The organism is Staphylococcus sp. HMSC62A08 (genome assembly GCF_001839105.1).
GTDB lineage: Bacteria > Bacillota > Bacilli > Staphylococcales > Staphylococcaceae > Staphylococcus > Staphylococcus caprae.
In genome coordinates, this window is the sequence record NZ_KV840039.1 from 656,475 (window position 1) to 674,605 (window position 18,131).

The 18,131-nt window shown below is 31.6% G+C and carries 13 protein-coding genes and 1 pseudogene; 1 reads left to right on the forward strand and 13 read right to left on the reverse strand.

The window, feature by feature from the left end:
• Positions 1-6: 6 nt before the first annotated feature.
• From HMPREF3264_RS09040 to HMPREF3264_RS09080, 9 genes and pseudogenes are all read right to left on the reverse strand, one after another.
• Entirely contained in the window at positions 7-1,662 is a 1,656-nt protein-coding gene (locus HMPREF3264_RS09040; RefSeq protein WP_070873093.1) for a T7SS effector LXG polymorphic toxin, read from the reverse strand.
• An 18-nt stretch (positions 1,663-1,680) separates the two neighbouring features.
• Entirely contained in the window at positions 1,681-2,076 is a 396-nt protein-coding gene (locus tag HMPREF3264_RS09045; RefSeq protein ID WP_070873095.1) for a YwqH-like family protein, read from the reverse strand.
• Between the two features lie 33 nt (positions 2,077-2,109).
• Complete coding sequence (locus HMPREF3264_RS09050) at positions 2,110-2,379, reverse strand: TIGR04197 family type VII secretion effector (RefSeq protein ID WP_037541224.1); 270 nt, start codon at positions 2,377-2,379, stop codon at positions 2,110-2,112.
• A 5-nt stretch (positions 2,380-2,384) separates the two neighbouring features.
• A complete protein-coding gene (gene essC / locus HMPREF3264_RS09055) occupies positions 2,385-6,833 on the reverse strand; it encodes a type VII secretion protein EssC (protein WP_070873097.1) in 4,449 nt (1,482 codons plus the stop codon).
• Positions 6,834-6,853: 20 nt separating this feature from the next.
• Positions 6,854-8,179 carry a type VII secretion protein EssB gene (gene essB, locus HMPREF3264_RS09060; protein WP_070873099.1) on the reverse strand — a complete coding sequence of 442 codons (1,326 nt, stop codon included), beginning with the start codon at positions 8,177-8,179 and terminating at the stop codon, positions 6,854-6,856.
• A gap of 13 nt (positions 8,180-8,192) precedes the next feature.
• The gene (locus HMPREF3264_RS09065) at positions 8,193-8,435 is read right to left on the reverse strand and encodes an EsaB/YukD family protein (RefSeq protein WP_002441695.1); all 243 of its coding nucleotides are present in this window, start codon (positions 8,433-8,435) and stop codon (positions 8,193-8,195) included.
• Positions 8,432-8,866: a type VII secretion protein EssA gene (gene essA, locus HMPREF3264_RS09070; RefSeq protein WP_002441693.1), complete on the reverse strand. Its 435-nt coding sequence runs from the start codon at positions 8,864-8,866 to the stop codon at positions 8,432-8,434. The genes HMPREF3264_RS09065 and essA overlap by 4 nt, the downstream gene beginning before the upstream one ends.
• Positions 8,866-11,901: pseudogene (gene esaA / locus HMPREF3264_RS09075) on the reverse strand (type VII secretion protein EsaA). The gene essA and the pseudogene esaA overlap by 1 nt, the downstream one beginning before the upstream one ends.
• 83 nt (positions 11,902-11,984) lie before the next feature.
• A complete protein-coding gene (locus HMPREF3264_RS09080; protein WP_002441688.1) occupies positions 11,985-12,278 on the reverse strand; it encodes a WXG100 family type VII secretion target in 294 nt (97 codons plus the stop codon).
• A 240-nt stretch (positions 12,279-12,518) separates the two neighbouring features.
• Here HMPREF3264_RS09080 and HMPREF3264_RS12805 point away from each other — a divergent pair, with 240 nt between their 5' ends.
• Complete coding sequence (locus tag HMPREF3264_RS12805; RefSeq protein WP_070873101.1) at positions 12,519-13,517, forward strand: CHAP domain-containing protein; 999 nt, start codon at positions 12,519-12,521, stop codon at positions 13,515-13,517.
• 157 nt (positions 13,518-13,674) lie between these two features.
• On the opposite strand, the gene HMPREF3264_RS09090 is transcribed toward HMPREF3264_RS12805, so the two are convergent.
• The 4 genes from HMPREF3264_RS09090 to HMPREF3264_RS09105 all read right to left on the reverse strand — a co-directional run bounded on the left by HMPREF3264_RS09090 (position 13,675) and on the right by HMPREF3264_RS09105 (position 18,021).
• Positions 13,675-14,379 (reverse strand): tandem-type lipoprotein, encoded by a 705-nt coding sequence (locus HMPREF3264_RS09090; RefSeq protein ID WP_070873104.1) that lies wholly within the window; start codon positions 14,377-14,379, stop codon positions 13,675-13,677.
• Between the two features lie 321 nt (positions 14,380-14,700).
• Positions 14,701-16,098, reverse strand: a complete 1,398-nt coding sequence (sufB, locus tag HMPREF3264_RS09095; protein ID WP_070873106.1) for a Fe-S cluster assembly protein SufB — start codon at positions 16,096-16,098, stop codon at positions 14,701-14,703.
• Between the two features lie 218 nt (positions 16,099-16,316).
• On the reverse strand, positions 16,317-16,781 hold the full coding sequence (gene sufU / locus HMPREF3264_RS09100) for a Fe-S cluster assembly sulfur transfer protein SufU (protein WP_044466333.1): 465 nt from the start codon (positions 16,779-16,781) through the stop codon (positions 16,317-16,319).
• Positions 16,771-18,021, reverse strand: coding sequence for a cysteine desulfurase (locus HMPREF3264_RS09105; protein ID WP_002441676.1), 1,251 nt, complete (start codon positions 18,019-18,021; stop codon positions 16,771-16,773). The genes sufU and HMPREF3264_RS09105 overlap by 11 nt, the downstream gene beginning before the upstream one ends.
• Positions 18,022-18,131: the final 110 nt, after the last annotated feature.

The following is an 18,131-nucleotide window of genomic DNA, read 5'->3' on the forward strand; positions in this document are numbered from 1 at the left end:
TCACCTCTAATTAAAATTCATTTTAAATGCTGAAGTTGTTTTCTTCCATGCATCCTTCGCATTGTCCAAACCACTATTTATACCGTCTTTAGCTACTTGTGTAACAGACTTATGAATAAATGGAAGTTTCGTTTCTAATGCTAAACCTGCTATCGCTCCTACACCGGCTCCTACCAATGTTCCTAATACTGGAACTGGAATAGCAGTACCTATTGCTGCTCCTGCAGCACTGCTCGCCCCAATAGCAGCTAAATCCACGCCAGAACCTACAAAAGTTTTTTGTGGATCATCTTTTTTATAGTTGTCCATAATTGCTGAACCTATTGCAAGTGGTTTTAAAATCTTCCCTCCCATTTTTGTAATTTTACCTATTTTTCCTAGTATATTTTTATTCTTAAATTCGTTCACTCCACCTCTAACATTCTTATTCCAATATTTTTTGAAATTATTTTTAAAACCACTTATAGTGAAAGTCCCTTTGTTTCCAAAAGCTTCTCTAAGACCTTGATTAATAAAAGTATTTTTAAATTCGGTACTAGCTGCTTTTTTCATTTCTTTTGTATCAAAAAATTTCTTTGCATCACCAAATTGGTATTTAAAATTCTTATTTTTTATACTTTCTCTTAAAACTTTAGCATTCATACTATCATAGTTCTGCACTTTTGATAGCCAATTCACTAAGTTTCCTTTTTTAAATGGGTTATTTCTCACAAATTCACTAGCATTTTTAAATGAATTTTTTAACTTAATGTCTGACTTACTTACATTAAATAGAGTCATAACTCTACGTAATTGTCTTTTATTCATACTATTGAATATTTTATTTACGTCTCTGTATTTTAAAAATTTGTCAAAACCTCTTTTGACACTACCATCACCAATAGCTTTAACAACAAAGTACTCCCGTCCTGCTTGGACCATTGCTTCATAGTATTTTTTATTTAAACCAGGTTGACCTTCTATACTATCGCTAATACTTTCCATGTATTTTTGCCATTTTATCAATTCTTCGCTTGTTTTATGAGCAAATCTTGCTCTATCTATCTTTGCACTCGTTGAACTTATTCTAGCTCTATTAGGTGATAGCTTTTTAACATATGAATTTAACCCACTTAATTCTTCGATTAAATTGTTCGTTCGATCCCCATCGATTGAATTATTAGTATCAAAATCACGAAGTTTTTCCAATGTCTTGTCTATTTGTTTATTGAATGTGGCCATTTTATTAGCTAAATTAGTGGTGTCAATTTTATTAGCAGTGGTTAAGTCTGCTACATCCAAAATCGAATTATTGGCGTCGTAACTTGATTTATAGACATCGCCTAAAGTATCGTCAATTTTTTGTTTATAATCTTTTATTTCATCTTCGACCAATATAGCAGATGAATTATTATCTACTTCGCCTTCAAATTTATCTATTGATTTCTTTATATCTGATTTATATTTTTCATTTATTGTTTTTATTTTACTTATGTTTTTTACATGAAAAGTTTTTGTATAATTTTTAACACTATCGGCAGCTTTCCCTTCAAAACCGTCAGTCCCAATCAAACTTGTCATACTACTATTTAAATTTTCAACTTTAGAATTTAGAGAATCTAGAGAACTATCAATTGATTGTTTCATATTATGAACTTCGTTCATATCTACTTTTAACCCCATAACAACATTCTCCCTTCACTATAATTTATTTTTTAAAGAATTTATTTCATTTTCTAATCTAGTTATTTCTCCCTCTACTCCTGTAATTTCATTCTCTTTTTTAGATATATCAGATTCCAAGTCATCTATAGCTTCTTCATAATCTTTTTTTACTTTTTTCATTTCATCGTCCATGTTCTCTTTATGTTCGTCGCTCTTTGATCTGGTTTCCCCTTTCCAATCTGAATCTGCAATCTTAATATTGTTGTACTTAGAATGTGCGGAATTAAAATCATCTTGAGCACTTTTTACACCTTTTAAAGCCTCTTTCAAACGTTTTAAATCTTCCCTTAATCCGCTTAATTCACTTTGTTTACCACTTTTTTCATTTTCCTTTTGAGAAATTTTCATTCTTATCTCAGCTTTATTACTCATTCATACCCATCCCTTTTTAATTTCACAATAAATTTATGACTCCCGAATTTGTCCAGCAATATTTTGATCATTTTCTACTATTTCGTTGACCGTAGTTTCCATAGCTGAAGTATCTTGACTAACAATACTTTCATAGTTTGATATAGCAGATGTATAACTTTCAAACATATCTACGTATTCTTCAAAAGTGACTAAATTTGTTTTAGATAAATTTACTTCGCTATTATTTCCCATTAACCCTTGGCCATTATTTCGTATATTATTGATATCCGATGAAACAGAGTCTTTGTTTAATTTTATCATCAGTTTCACTCCTCGAATAATTTGAACTTTTTATATTCTTGATTAGAAATATAATACATTTCTTTTGATTTCAATTCAGGTTCACCAAATCGATCTTTGACTCTAATGAACTCTTGTTCAGATATTTTATGACCAATGACTGCCTGATTAACAGTTCTAGTCATCATTTTGCTTTCTTTATCGTATGTGCCGACGGTGTCTGAATATAGACCGCTTCCGATAACAAAGACATTATATTTAACGCCTTCATTAAATAGATAACGTATTTCATTTTCATTCATACCAGTAATTTGATTAAACCTTTTTACATTATTAATAAATACAATTTTTCTTTCAGATGTAGATCTTTCTCCATTTTTTCGCGCAGCTATTTCCTGAGAAAATCCTTTTCTGATCATAGTTAAATCTGAAGGACTAGAATAATAAGATGATACTTCATTCGCATACTGTGCCATGTTTTCATCTGCATCTGCTAATAGAACTACATGTTCACGAGAGTAAACACTTAAATGATCTAAAATTAAATGATTTAAATACTCTTGTTCATTTGGTTTAATTGCGGTAACAATTGAAGATTTATCTACTTCTAAACTCACTAACTCTACGTCTTCAAAGTCTAATCCGAGTGGTAGTTTGTGTTCTTCTAAGATAAGTTGTTCGAGATTGTATCTTCGTTCTACGTCTTCTCTGATTACTTTTTCTGGCATCATTGGAATGTGTGCTGGGTAATCGCCGACGAAGTTTTCGTTCATTTTGGCAATTTCGTCTTTAATGTGACTGTTATACGTTTCGCCTTCGCCTACTCTAAATGGTTGTGCAATTTGGAACTGAGTAAAGTTATCATCATTAATCGCAGCTCGTCCTTTGATGTCTTTAACTCCTTTTTTATAAGAGCCAATAATATTTGTAAGTTCATTATTTTCGAATAAATATAGTGCAATTCGTGTTTTAATATTTGTGAAAATGGCTGACTTAATCGCATTAGATCTTGAACCAGTTAAAATGATATACACGCCAAGTGCTAAACCTTCACGTGTCACTTTCATCATCATTTCTTCATATTCTTCAACGAATGGCGATTCTTTAACCGTGTCGTAGTTATCAATGATGATAAATACATTTGGCACCGCATCGTTCGTTTCACGATTGTATTGTTCAATGTTAACTACACGTTGTTGACTTAATAGCTTTTTACGATCAGAGATTAATTGATTAATGCGCTTAATTGATTTGGCAATTTTATCTTCTTGGTCAACTGTAAAGTAATCAGCCACATGTGGAACATCGGATACTGGCATTAAACCGTTTGTACCAAAGTCGAATAGATACATATGTGCTTGATCTGGTCGATAATGTCTAGCAATATCAAAAATAGTATTGTGTAAGAAATTGGTGCGTCCATAACCAGGACTTCCAATAAGTGCAATATGACCTGCTTTTTTAAGTTCTAATTCAAGCGGACCTTGATATTGTTCTTCAGGCACATCTTTTAAGCCTACCGTTAATACAACTTCACTAGGTTGATCTGACCATAATTTTGTGAAATCTGTTTCAATTAAATCTTCTTGATACACCGCTTCTGGTAATGGTGGCAACCAAGGACGTTTTAAGTCATCAATTGCTAGTTGTTGTGTAACATCTTGAATGTGATGAATCACCGCTTCAAGTTCTGTTTGACCCTCTTGTGGTTCTTCATTTTCCAAACCACTAAGATCTCTATTAATTGCTTCAAACTGACCATAATCATTGATCATATAAATCGTCTTATCTTCAACTTCATAATTATCCCCTGCAACATCATACGTCGCGCCACTCCAAGCAGATTGGAACAATTCGTAAATTTCATTATTACCCACTTGTAAATACGCACGACCTGGTAACGTGATGTCAGCAGCGTCAGGTGTTTTTAAGATTTCATTACTGTCTTGACGGTCTTGCACTTTCAACGCCAATTTAAATTTAGAGTTCGACCAGATTTGGTCATCAACGACACCTGATGGTTTTTGCGTAGCTAAAATTAAATGAATTCCTAGTGAACGACCGATACGCGCAGTTGATACAAGCTCTTTCATAAAGTCAGGTTGTTCAGATTTTAATTCGGCGAATTCATCTGAAATAATATATAAATGTGGCATAGGTTCTGTTGCAATACCATCTTTAAATAATTTGTGATATTGATTGATATGATTCACATCATGTTTACCAAATAAACGTTGGCGTTGACGTAATTCAGCTTTAATAGACGTTAACGCTCTCATTGCTTCATCACCATCTAAGTTGGTAATTGTTCCAACGAGATGTTTCAAGTCTTTAAATAAGTTCGCCATACCTCCACCTTTATAGTCGATTAATAAGAATGCCACTTCATGTGGATGGAAGTTAACCGCTAATGAAAGAATGTAAGATTGGATAATTTCAGATTTACCAGACCCAGTCGTACCAGCAATCAATCCGTGTGGTCCGTGTGCTTTTTCATGTAAGTTAAGATTGAGAATGTCGTCTTTACCTCTTACACCTAATGGCACTACCATTGTTTTAAATGTTTCATTTACTTGCCAACGATGCTTGATATCTAATTCACTTACTTCATTCACGTTATACATTTGTAAGAATGTCACGCTATCTGGAATCGCATTTTTCATATGTTCAATATGATTTAAATTTGCGATACGACGTGCAATATACTCTTTATCCACCCCATCAATATTTTCAGGCGTGAATTTTAATTGCACGAGCTCTTCATTTTTCATAACAAGTTCGCCTTCAGTGCGAGATTTCACATCAATAATCGTCTCAACATGTTCTGGTAAGCTTTCAATGACATCTTCAACGAAAATAAGCGAAATTCCATAATCTGTTAAGTCTTGGTTCACATATTCTAAAATAACGTGGTCAATAATTAGAGACATATCAGTGATAATAAATACAAGATGCGGCGTGAATATAACTTTTTCATTACTTTGTGTCTTTTCTCGAACTGTTTGGATACGCTCTTTAATCATGCTGTAAATTGACGTTAGAATTTGGTCTCTTGTACGTTGATTGTAAACAAACCCTCTAATATTTTGAGCGCCTAACGTCATATGTGGTAACCATCTTGACCAACTGAATGTGTCCTTCTCATCTTCCCTAATTACCAATAAAAATTCTAATTCATGGTAACTATGGAACGTTGATAATTGAAGAATCATTTTTTCAATTTCTTCTATAATAAGATGACGTGTACCAACATAAGCGATTGGCCCATGTGTTAAATCATTGATTAAAGGTGCTTGTTCAACTTCACCATAGAATTCATACAATCTTTTCGCATCGTCAAAGAGTTCGTCACGACGTTGATTGAATTCCTCTTCATGGTAGTCGATTTTAAATGATTTCTTAATATTTGCGACGCCGAGTTTATAGTGAAGATAATCATGGTGGTGAGATGTTTTTTCATATATTCTAGGTGCCTTCGTTTCAACAATATCTTTAATTTCTGGTAATGTTGGATAATGAAAATTTAAACTAAAGCGTTGATCTTTGATGGCTTTGTTAATTTCTGTTGCTTTCTCTTCTAAATACTTCTTATAATCTTTCTCTCGTTTTTCGACATCTTCTTTATATTTCTTTTTCTCAGTGAAATACGTTGTGATACCGAAAATGATTGTAACGGTACTCATACCAAGCATAAGTAAAATATAGACGCCTATAGGTCTTACTAAGAAGATAATTACCGTCAATGCAATCATTACTAAAGGTGGAATAATCGCTCGCCAAATCATGGTGTTATTCTTTTGAACAGGTTGAGGTGGTCTTTCAATTTTAATTGTTTCCGTAGGTTCACGATGAATGATTCTAGGCGAACGGTGATAATCGTTATAATCTGTATCAACAGCTTCCGGTTCATCATTATTGAGTACAATCAATTCAGAATGAATGTCCCCATGCGACAGTATTGATAGCCCTTCTTCTTGAACTTCAAACCAAATACCGTCTATAAATACATGGTCCCCTATATACGCTTTACTTACTTCTTGCGATTGCTTTTCATAATTAATAAATAGCGTATTATTTGTATTATGCACAATTCTGATAAAATGATTGCGATAAATTTGTTGGATATCCTTAACCATCACAATATCATTCAAGCTTTCAACTTGAATGTCATCAAACGCATTCTCACCAATTGTCATGACTTCTTTAGATGAAGGATACGCATATGAAGTAAGATTATTTTTAAAATAAATATTGAATATTACTTCGCCATTGTTCGTTTGATATTTAAGTTCTTTAAATATTGACGTGTGATTTACTTGCCATACACCTTGTTCATTTTGTTCAAGGTGTATGGGTTCTTCTAATAATTTAAAGGTAATATCTGCTTCTTTATCATTACTAATGGTATACGTTTTACCATTTCTTAAATTAAGCATGCTTATTTGGTCATTATATTGAATAATCAATTTATGCATAGTTAGTCCCCAGTCCTATACTATTTTTTGCGTTCTGCTTCTTGACGTTTTTCTTTGTCTTTTTGAGCTTGTTTCTTTTGTTTTTTCTCGTTTTCTTCTTGTTGTTTTACTTTTTCGTCTTTTTTCTTAGCTTCTTCTTCTTTCTTTTTAGCTTTTTCGTCTTTAACTTCTTTCTCTTTGTCTAAAATATCTTGAAGTTTATCATTATATTTCTTAGTCTGTTCTGAACGTTTATCATTTGAAAGATTTGAATTATTTTTAATATCACTTAATTTATTAATTAAAGCGAGTTTCATAATATCGTTATCATCTAAATATGTTGCGATATTCAATACTTCATCTAAATGGCCTTGTCCAAGTTCAACCCAATAAAGTAAATAATCTTTATTAGAATTTGGAGTAATATTATTTAATAAGTTTTCTTTTTTATCTTTTTCTAATCCCTGCTTATTCGTTTGAACATAACTTTTCGCATAAATATATAGCGCTTCTTTATCTAAATTCTTACCATTTAAATCTTTATAGTCATTTAAAACTTGAGTGTAGTCTGATTTAACATAGTCTTTATAACCTTTTTCAACTTGATCATGATTCTTCATAACTGAAAAATAGAGATACACTAAAAATGCGATAAGTAATAATCCTAAAATACTTGCCCCAATAGCTAACCATTTAAAGATTTGGAATTTTCTTTTTCTAACATATGTGAAATTTTGAGAATAATCTTTTTGTTGCTTATTAAACTGTTGCTTAAGAAAATCTTTCAATTCATCTAATGATTTGATATTAATAATTTGATTTTCAAAAGGCGTTCCCTTATGTAGTTCCAAATTCCCTTCAACGAGTGAATCAAATGAAACCTTACTATTAAACGAAGTAATTACTAACGCTTTATATCGAGTCAGAAAATCTTCGTCCGACATTGGTAACGGCTCCACAATGTTTTTTAACCCTCTTGTCTTTAGAAGTGGTAAGCCATCCTTAGTAAAATACAGTTCATTTGGTGCTAAAACGAAGGTATATCTTGTATTTTTAATATCTTCTAATTTAGCAATATTCAATAAATATCTTAATTTTTCATTTTTAGAGAACTTCGTTATTTTGTGAAAAGATGTAATATCATCTGAGATCTTATAATAGACTTGATAACTATCACGCAACTCGGTCAATTCAGCATCAATAAAGTAAGTAGCTTTCTGTTCGAGTAAGTACATTAAATGATAATGTTCTTTCTTAATAGAAGACTTCGTTATTTCTCTCATATCTTCTCTATCATGCTTTTTAACATCTTGCTTATTATCTAATGTTTCTAATTCACTAAGTTCTTTGGATTTTTTATTCGCCATGATTGAATTCTCCCTATAATAATTTCAAAATGTCTCCATCTGCAACTTGAAAATCTACTAATCTATCATTTTCAACTAATAATTGATTTTTCGTAATTACTTTAACTTGGTTTTTAAAATTATGAATATCGATACCTAAACTATCAATAATTAAAGGAATCAATGTTTTAAGTGGTAAATATATTGGAACTGATAAATCATAAGTCCCCATATGATAATTTGAAAAATCTATAGTCACTTTTTTATGTTGGTTCATTGTTTACTTCTTCTCCCTCTTCTAATGGAAAATATGACAAATCCTAACGTCAAAAGAACCCCTATACTTAACAAGATGTAAGGAAAGATGTTTCTCTTTTGTTTGTCTTGTATATAGGGGCTCTTATCACTCTCCACAGCATTATTTGAACTTTTATGGGAAAACAATACGTGCTTTGTTTCATCCAAGCGAGTCGTGTGACTCGCTTGGTTTTGAAACAAATTATTTTTAACTTTTTCATCTTTATTCTTTTGTTGTTGTTTTATTGCGTCATTAATAGATTTACTATCTTTATCAAATAACGTTGTGTCGTATTCTTTTATATCTTTATTCACATTCTCTTTATCTTCTTGGTCAATTTCTATGTTAAGGTCACCTCTATGATTATCAGCTGTTAACAATGTCATTGCTATCATACTTTCAATTATCATTAGATGAGCCTCTCTTTCTTAAAGTGTTTAATGAACATATTTAACACAAATCCTACAATTGCCAATAATGATAAAACAAGTAATGCGAGACCTACTGGATGTTCAGCATTTAAATAGTTATAAATCATTGAGTCAACGTAAGATAATGGTGATAAACGATTTAACGTGCTACCACTTCCTGATGGATTCAAGTAATTCATCGCGATAAAGTAAACTGCTAATATCACAATCATGATAAACATACCGATAGATTTTAATTGTCTTAATAGATAAGTATTAATTAAGACGAACACGACCATAGTCACTAGAATCATGAAAATGAATTTAACCTTATAACCTGGCATCACTTGATAACGATTCATAGCAATTAACCCAATCGCAAGTCCTTCAACCATTCCAGTAAACGTCACAATTGCAGAAGAAATGACTCTGTTCCATATATGATTATTTTTACTAAAATCATCTTTAATAAAGTTGATCTGACCTTTCGCACGTTCATAACTATAGAACACATATGCTGTCATCATTGAGATAAGATACATCAGTAATACGAGTAATGTTGGTGAGAACGTATCTTTATCTCCATTATTAGCCAATACGTTTTCTAAGTTTTGTTTCTGTATTGGATTACTCATAAAGTCTTTAAGTGCTTTATTTTGTCGATCTCCATCTTTAGAATTTTTCAGCACATTTGCAAAATCTTTAGCAAAGAGTTGGTTATCTTTATCATTGTTTGCCATTTGTTTATTTAAATCATTCGCTCTTGTACCAAGTGCTCTACCACTTGCATGTAAATTATTGACATTGTCATCAAGTTTATTTAATTCTCCACTGATTGAATCAGCTGTAGATTTAGAATTCTGACTATCTGAAAGCAACTTCGTACTACGTTCAGATAATTTATTCACTTGATCGTCTAAATGCGTTGATAAAGTTGTAAATTCTTTAACAAAAAATTATTCGATTTTAGGTGTTTCAGGATCTTCTTCAAGTTGCTTTTCAACATCATTTAAACTATCAATGATTGAATTAAGTTCTTTTTTATTGTTTTCAACGCTTTGTTTATTATCAAATATTTTATCAATCATGTCGTTTGACGAATTGCTTAGAGAATCAATTTCTTTGAGTAATGCAGACTTATCGTCTTTAAAACTTTCCATATCTTTGATAACTTGGTCAACCATCATATTCACAATTGCTTTATTATCAATTTTTGGTTTTTTAGGATCAAGATCACTATCTTTATATAAATCGTATTCTGATTTAAATTGATCTAAAGAACGCAATTGTTGATCTAAATCTCCACTAACTAATTTGCCTTCCAAGTTATGATTGATACTTAAATCTACGACATTCGCTTTCTTATTTTCATCATCTTTATCAGCTTGACCGAAGACAAGTTGTAGATGCATCGTTTTATCTTTAAGGAAGTCTTCTTGATTTTTATGTTCGCCTTTCAACTTAGCTGTACCTTTAACTTCTACATCATATGATTTCTGAGTTGTATCTAATTTAATGTCTTGATCTTTAACATCATATTTTTTGTCATTAATATAGACAGTACCATCGAAGTCGAAGTTAGGATCAGTCGCAATGCTCAATCTGTTGATGTCTTTACTCTTAATTGTTTCTTTTCTTTCGAATTTTACACCTTCATTAGTTAACTTAGATGTATCATCCGCATTAATTTCTCCATGATAATCGTCTTGTTTAATTGGATGATCAGGGTTTGCCTCATTATATTTACTGATAAATTGATTCATGTCATCTAGGATATGTTGATATTCACGTGTTGCTTTCCAACTTAACCCTGCATTTTCTAAATCTTCATTTGTCAGCTTTCTAATATAATAATTATCGAAACCTGTATGATCGTTTTCTATTGTATTTTTAAGATGATTCATCATTGTATCTTGTATGTTTTGATTATCTTGTTTAATTTGGTCTAATGCGTCATTGAGATCTTGATTATTTCTAAGTTGTTCCTCTAAAGAATCAGTTAATTTCTGACGATAATCTTCTATCATGTCTTTTGTAAATGGTGATTCTTGTTCTTTTACATCATCTTTAACTTTTTCTAAATTCTCTTTAAATGTTTGATTATATTCTTCTTTAGAACGGTCTTGTTCTTCCGATTGTTGATCAATTTGTTTATTCATTTGTTTTAATTCTGAGATGTAATCACCAACGTTAATGTTATCCTTTTGAGTTTTATAATCATCTAACGTTTGTTCTAATGCTGATATATTTTTATCGAAAAATGATCCTTGATCCTGAACAATTGAAGAAGCGTTATAATCATTATCGATGTTAAATATATTTGAGTTAGCACTTAGAAGTGAATGATTATAATTTTGAATCCATGACGTGATGTCTTTATTTGCCACGAGTGAATTTACTAATGTATCCGTAAATAATTCTGGAAAATCATTGAGCGGATTTAATAGATAGTTGGCAAAGTTTTGGTCCACATTACGTTCACGCTTCATAATGTCTCCCACATTCTCTTGAGCGTTATGTAAATTATCAATGATACTTGTGAGATAAATATTGATTAAATTCTTATTAAAATCATTAAGAACATCACTTACTACTTTTTCAGTTTTCTTAGCAACATCCTCTTTTTGTCCTACAGCAGTTTTATATTGAATAGACATTTTTGATGGTGTTTTTTCATCTAATTGCATTGCTAACTTAGAAAAGTTCTTAGGAATAACAATCATTACCTGATATTTACCATCTTTAAGTCCATTTTCAGCGATATTTCTTGATACCGTTTCAAAATTGTAATTACTTTGCTCAGATAACCTCTTAATAAAAGGTTCACCTAATTCAATTTTTTTACCGTTATATTTAGTTGGTTGGTCTTCATTTATAATTGCAATATGTATATTTTTATAATCTTTAGTTTCATTTTTAGTATGATTTTCAGCTTGATTTCCATATTTCGTATGTACAAAAGTAATTAGTCCTACTATGGCTAACACTATAATTAATATTATGATGAGTGAATATATCCAATTTTTCTTTTTCATTTTTATATTTCCCTTTCAAAACATTCTCCCCATGATGAAAAGTAAAGCCACATTGAAATGTGGCTCTACTATACACAAAATTATTATTGTAATCCGAAGTTATTAGACAACTGTTGGTCTTGTTCTTGAACTGCGTCTGCAGTGCTGTTTAATTGTTGTTTAATTTCTTCTAATAACTGAGCAAATTTTTCAACTTTTGGACTAAGTTGTTGGAATTGCTCTTCGAAACGATTGAATGCTTGACCTTCCCAGTTTGAAGCGATTTCTCCTTGTGCACGAGTTAAATCAGATAAAATTTGACGAATTTGTTCAGATCCATTCCCGTAAGATTGTGACTTAGCTCTGATTTCATCCGGACTCATCTTAATAAGTGCCATATTGTAGAACCTCCTGAAAATTTTGAGTTAGATCTTGCATGTAGACATACTAAAAAAGTTTTAGTGTGCCTTACGTAAATAATATAAAAATTATAAGTATATGTACATAGTTTTCTTCAAATTTATCAATAATTATTTATTTTTACTTCGAAAAATGTAGAAATTTAAAATTCCTTATTCATTTAAGTATTTTTTATGTGTATAATAAAAGTAAAATTTCAAATAAAGGATTAGCGATTAATGAGCAAAAAATTATTATTATCAACTATTTCTACACTTACTATATTAAATATACTTAATATAGATAATATAGGTTACGCTAAGAATTACGGGACAATCGAAGAAGCTAAAAAAGAACATCCAAACGCAGATTTCAAGGTCAATCCATCTGATGGTTCTTTTACTTATACATATGGGAAAAGTAATGGGAATGTAAATAATGGCAGAAATAATAATGATGATGGGCAACATAATACCTCTACAAATCATTCTTCTGGACAAAATAATGTAGCACATCGTTATTCAACTTCGCAGAAAAAAGTTAATCAACCTCAAGAATCGAATCAATCTAATTCTAATAACTTATTAAATAGAAGTAATGGGTCAACACCATTACCAGATGTTCAAAATGGGAATAATGATCAAGGGGAAAAAATAAATAATAGTGATACTCCTCCACAAAATAACCGTTCACCAATTGCGCCTCCCAACCTTAACAACGATGATGATCATAATGCTGATGTTTCTCAAGCTTTCAAAAAAGATAAACATGGCATGATTACTAACTTAGATATGGATGACTTATATGATGAACTTAAAGTCTCAGAATTTAATGAAAAAGCTAAAACTAAAGATGGGAAACCGTTAGCTTTAGGTAATGGTAAAATTATTTCACAACCACTATTTACGAATAAGAATAATTTATACACTGCAGGTCAATGCACTTGGTACGCATTTGATAAACGTGCTCAAGATGGACATACTATAAGTACGTTCTGGGGAGATGCGAAAAATTGGGCTGGACAAGCGTCTAGCGCAGGATTCAAAGTCGACCATACTCCAGAAAAAGGTGCGATTCTTCAAACAATAAACGGTCCATATGGCCATGTCGCTTATGTCGAGCGTGTCAATTCAGATGGTAGTGTTTATATTTCAGAAATGAACTGGGTAGCCCCTTATATCGTTTCAACTAGAACAATTTCTTCTAACGAAGCTGGTTCCTATAGTTATATACATTAATAAAATAAGAGGATAAGGTAGAAGTTGATCTCTACTTTATCCTCTTGTTGCCTATAACTCATATTTTTATTTCAAAAGAACTTCATCAAATTATAATTAGGATATTAAAGTTGATTAACTATAGTCGATAAAATTCGTCACTTACATTTCGAGAATTTTAATTTGTATTTGACGGTTGAAGGTTCACATAATCTGTAAATGAAATTGTTTCATCTGTTCTCTTTATAAATGAAAATTCTATACTCTTATATCCTACTCTTGCGTGATCGAGACTACTTTGCCCTTCTATTAACAATTTTGGCTTTTTGTTTGTAGGGATATTATAAATTTCTCTAAGTTTTTTTACATTATTTTCTTCATTATTTAGATTATATTCTAAGGTATAGCTAGGAACATTAGGATTGTAGCCTAACTTTGAATACTGATTCGTTTTCAAATCTTTAAAATCTCCATATTGAACAAAAAGCTTAAAATTTTTAATTTTGTTTTTTACTTTATTATCATGAACTGGTTTTGTAATTATAAATTTATTATTCACCATTTTAACTGGATATCTTTTCTCACTACTGTCCTGACTTCCATGTTTATCAGTAAAATAACTGCTTATATAATAATAACCTTTTGCAGTTTTTGTATTTCTATTTATATTTAGCAACATACCTTCTGATTTTAAATCTTCTCCTTTTCTCTGGATATTCATGGCTGAATTCAGATACCACGTTCCTTTATCTTGTTTGTCGAAATTTTCGTCTTTATAACCTTCTATATTATAAAAATCTTCCAAATTTTTAATTGGATAAACATTAAATATCGTTTTATCTAAATCTTTAACTAATTGTCTTTCCTTTTTATGTTTATACATTAAAGGCTTCCTACCAATAATACAATAATCATTACAACAATAACTATAATAGTTAGAAGTAGTTTAGTTCTGCTTTTCATAGTTTCTCAACCTTCTCGAATGATTTGTTTTACATTAATCATTTTAATATCCGAACAATGTATTTTCACTTATTTTAATAATTTTAATTACTTATTTTCTATTACTAATTAATTAACAGATATTTGTTATACAAATAACCTTTTATTAAATCTTTATTCCAACAAAAAAACTGCCAACAACTCGTATAAAGAATTGTTGGCAGTTTATTCATAATTATTAAATTTATAGCTCTAGTCTATATTAACCAATTGAGCCTTCCATCTCGAATTTGATTAAACGGTTCATTTCTACTGCATATTCCATTGGTAATTCTTTTGTGAATGGTTCAATGAAGCCCATAACAATCATTTCAGTAGCTTCTTCTTCAGAAATACCACGGCTCATGAGATAGAATAATTGTTCTTCTGACACTTTAGACACTTTCGCTTCGTGTTCTAATGAAATATTGTCATTAAATACTTCGTTATATGGAATTGTATCTGAAGTAGATTCATTATCTAAGATTAACGTATCACATTCGATATTTGAACGTGCACCTTTAGCTTTACGTCCAAAATGAACAATACCACGATAAATGACTTTACCGCCATTTTTAGAGATAGATTTAGATACAATTGTTGAAGATGTGTTTGGTGCTTTGTGAATCATTTTAGCACCCGCATCTTGAACTTGTCCTTTACCTGCAAAGGCAATAGATAATGTGCTACCTTTTGCACCTTCACCTAATAATACACAGTTAGGGTATTTCATAGTCAACTTAGAACCTAAGTTACCGTCAACCCATTCCATATTACCATTCTCATGGACAAACGTACGTTTCGTAACTAAGTTATAAACGTTGTTGGCCCAGTTTTGAATTGTTGTGTAACGAACATGCGCATCTTTATGAACAATGATTTCAACTACAGCTGAGTGTAATGAACTTGTTGTATAAACTGGTGCAGTACAACCTTCAACATAGTTTACTGATGCACCTTCATCAGCAATGATCAATGTACGTTCGAATTGCCCCATGTTTTCAGAGTTAATACGGAAATACGCTTGTAATGGTGTATCTAATTTAACGTTTTTAGGTACATAGATAAATGAACCACCTGACCATACAGCTGAGTTAAGTGCTGCGAATTTGTTGTCAGCTGCAGGTACAACAGATGCAAAGTATTCTCTAAATAGATCTTCATTTTCACGTAATGCACTGTCTGTATCTTTGAAGATAATACCTTTTTCTTCTAATTCTTTTTCCATATTATGATAAACAACTTCTGATTCATATTGTGCAGAAACACCAGCTAAATATTTTTGTTCAGCTTCAGGAATACCTAATTTATCAAATGTACGTTTGATTTCTTCAGGAACTTCATCCCATGAACGCTCAGTATGTTCTGATGGTTTAACGTAATATGTGATGTCATCAAAGTTTAATTCTGATAAATCTCCACCCCATTGTGGCATTGGCATTTTATAGAATAATTTCAATGCTTTAAGACGGAAGTCTAACATCCATTGAGGTTCTTCTTTCATTTTAGAAATTTCAGTAACGATATTTTCTGTTAAACCTCGCTCTGATCTGAAAATGGACACATCCTCATCGTGGAAACCATATTTATAATCTCCAACATCAGGTGCTTTTTTAGCCATTTTAATCACTCCTTGAATTTATAATTAATAAACGACGTGCGTGTGAGATTTTTAATTTTATATAGTTAAAAGTGTAATATTTAAAAATGACTATTCTTTAATGTTGTAATATCTATATTATAACAACATGCTATATTCATCTAAAGACTATACAGATGTTATAGTTTGAGTTTACCCGATTCATTTTCAAATACACTGAAGGAAACTTTGTAAATAAATTACTCTTCTTCAGTAGTACCTTCTGTTTTACCTTCTTTTTCGACTGTGCCTTTTTCTAATGCTTTCCAAGCAAGTGTGGCACATTTGATACGTGCTGGGAATTGAGAAACACCTTGTAAAGCTTCAATGTCTCCCATATCTTCAGTAATTTCATAATCTTCACCAAGCATCATCTTAGTGAACTCTTGGCTCATTTGCATCGCTTCAGCTAATGAATGACCTTTTACAGCTTCAGTCATCATAGATGCACTGGACATTGAGATAGAGCAACCTTCTCCTTCGAACTTCGCATCATTAATTATCCCGTCTTCAATATCAAATGTTAAACGTATACGGTCACCACATGTGGGATTGTTCATATCTACTGTCATTGAGCCGTTATCTAAAACACCTTTGTTTCTAGGGTTCTTATAATGATCCATAATTACAGATCGGTATAGTTGATCTAAATTATTAAAATTCATAAGAGAAAAACTCCTTCGTTTGTTTCAATGCTTGAACTAACTGATCTACGTCTTCTTTTGTATTGTATACATAGAAGCTTGCACGTGCAGTTGATGATACATTGAGCCATTTCATTAGCGGTTGAGCGCAATGATGACCTGCACGTACAGCAACACCCTCAGTATCTACAGCTGTTGCGACATCATGAGGATGAATATCAGAGAGATTAAATGTAATCACTCCAGCACGACGGTCTTTAGGTGGACCATAAATGTCTAATCCTTCAATAGAAGACATTTGTTCATAGGCATACTCAGTTAATTCTTTTTCATGTTTGTGTATCGCATCGAAGCCAAGGTCTTCAATGTAGCGAATTGCTTCACCTAAACCAATCGCTTGAGCAATAAGTGGTGTGCCCGCTTCAAATTTAGTTGGTAAATCTGCCCATGTCGCATCATATTTACTAACGAAATCAATCATGTCACCACCAAATTCGACTGGTTCCATGTCTTTAAGTAAATCACGTTTACCGTAAAGCACACCAATACCAGTAGGACCAAGCATTTTATGTCCACTAAAGCTATAGAAATCTGCATCAATTTCTTGCATATCTAATGCCATATGTGGTGCTGCTTGTGCACCGTCGACACTAATAATTGCGCCATGTTCATGGGCAATGTCTGCTATCGTCTTAACATCATTAATTGTTCCAAGTACATTTGAAACATGTGCAATGGCTACAATTTTCGTTTTATCGTTGATTGTTGCTTTAATGTCATCAAGATTAAGTTCGCCCTCGTCTGTCATTGGGATAAATTTTAATGATGCATTTTTACGTTGAGCTAATTGTTGCCATGGAACAATATTCGCATGGTGTTCCATCTCAGTTACAACAATTTCATCGCCTTCTTCAACGTTTGCATCTCCATAACTACGTGCAACAATATTGATAGATGCTGTTGTACCTCTAGTGAAAATAATTTCTTCAAAATATTTAGCATTGATGAAACGGCGCACAGTTTCACGTGCACTTTCATATCCATCTGTTGCTAGTGATCCTAAAGTATGAACGCCTCGATGAACGTTTGAATTATAACGCTTATAGTAATCGTCTAAAACGTTTAATACTTGTATTGGTGTTTGACTTGTTGCAGTTGAATCAAGATACGCTAAGCGTTTTCCGTTTACTTGTTGCTCAAGAATCGGGAAATCTTTGATGATAGAATTTACATCAAAAGTTCGTTCGGTCACTTTATTCACGACCTTTCTATAATTAAAAATCTCATCGTATTTTGGTTTTACTTTTTATATAGTGCGAAATAAGTTTATTTAGAAACTTTACGTTCAATAACTTCTCTTAATTGACGTTT

Excerpts from the sequence above, each read along its gene's own strand:
- HMPREF3264_RS09040 (WP_070873093.1), bottom strand. The coding sequence starts at position 1,662 with ATGGGGTTAAAAGTAGATATGAACGAAGTTCATAATATGAAACAATCA.
- HMPREF3264_RS09045 (WP_070873095.1), bottom strand. The coding sequence starts at position 2,076 with ATGAGTAATAAAGCTGAGATAAGAATGAAAATTTCTCAAAAGGAAAAT.
- HMPREF3264_RS09050 (WP_037541224.1), bottom strand. The coding sequence starts at position 2,379 with ATGATAAAATTAAACAAAGACTCTGTTTCATCGGATATCAATAATATA.
- essC (WP_070873097.1), bottom strand. The coding sequence starts at position 6,833 with ATGCATAAATTGATTATTCAATATAATGACCAAATAAGCATGCTTAAT.
- essB (WP_070873099.1), bottom strand. The coding sequence starts at position 8,179 with ATGGCGAATAAAAAATCCAAAGAACTTAGTGAATTAGAAACATTAGAT.
- HMPREF3264_RS09065 (WP_002441695.1), bottom strand. The coding sequence starts at position 8,435 with ATGAACCAACATAAAAAAGTGACTATAGATTTTTCAAATTATCATATG.
- essA (WP_002441693.1), bottom strand. The coding sequence starts at position 8,866 with ATGATAATTGAAAGTATGATAGCAATGACATTGTTAACAGCTGATAAT.
- HMPREF3264_RS09080 (WP_002441688.1), bottom strand. The coding sequence starts at position 12,278 with ATGGCACTTATTAAGATGAGTCCGGATGAAATCAGAGCTAAGTCACAA.
- HMPREF3264_RS12805 (WP_070873101.1), top strand. The coding sequence starts at position 12,519 with ATGAGCAAAAAATTATTATTATCAACTATTTCTACACTTACTATATTA.
- HMPREF3264_RS09090 (WP_070873104.1), bottom strand. The coding sequence starts at position 14,379 with ATGTATAAACATAAAAAGGAAAGACAATTAGTTAAAGATTTAGATAAA.
- sufB (WP_070873106.1), bottom strand. The coding sequence starts at position 16,098 with ATGGCTAAAAAAGCACCTGATGTTGGAGATTATAAATATGGTTTCCAC.
- sufU (WP_044466333.1), bottom strand. The coding sequence starts at position 16,781 with ATGAATTTTAATAATTTAGATCAACTATACCGATCTGTAATTATGGAT.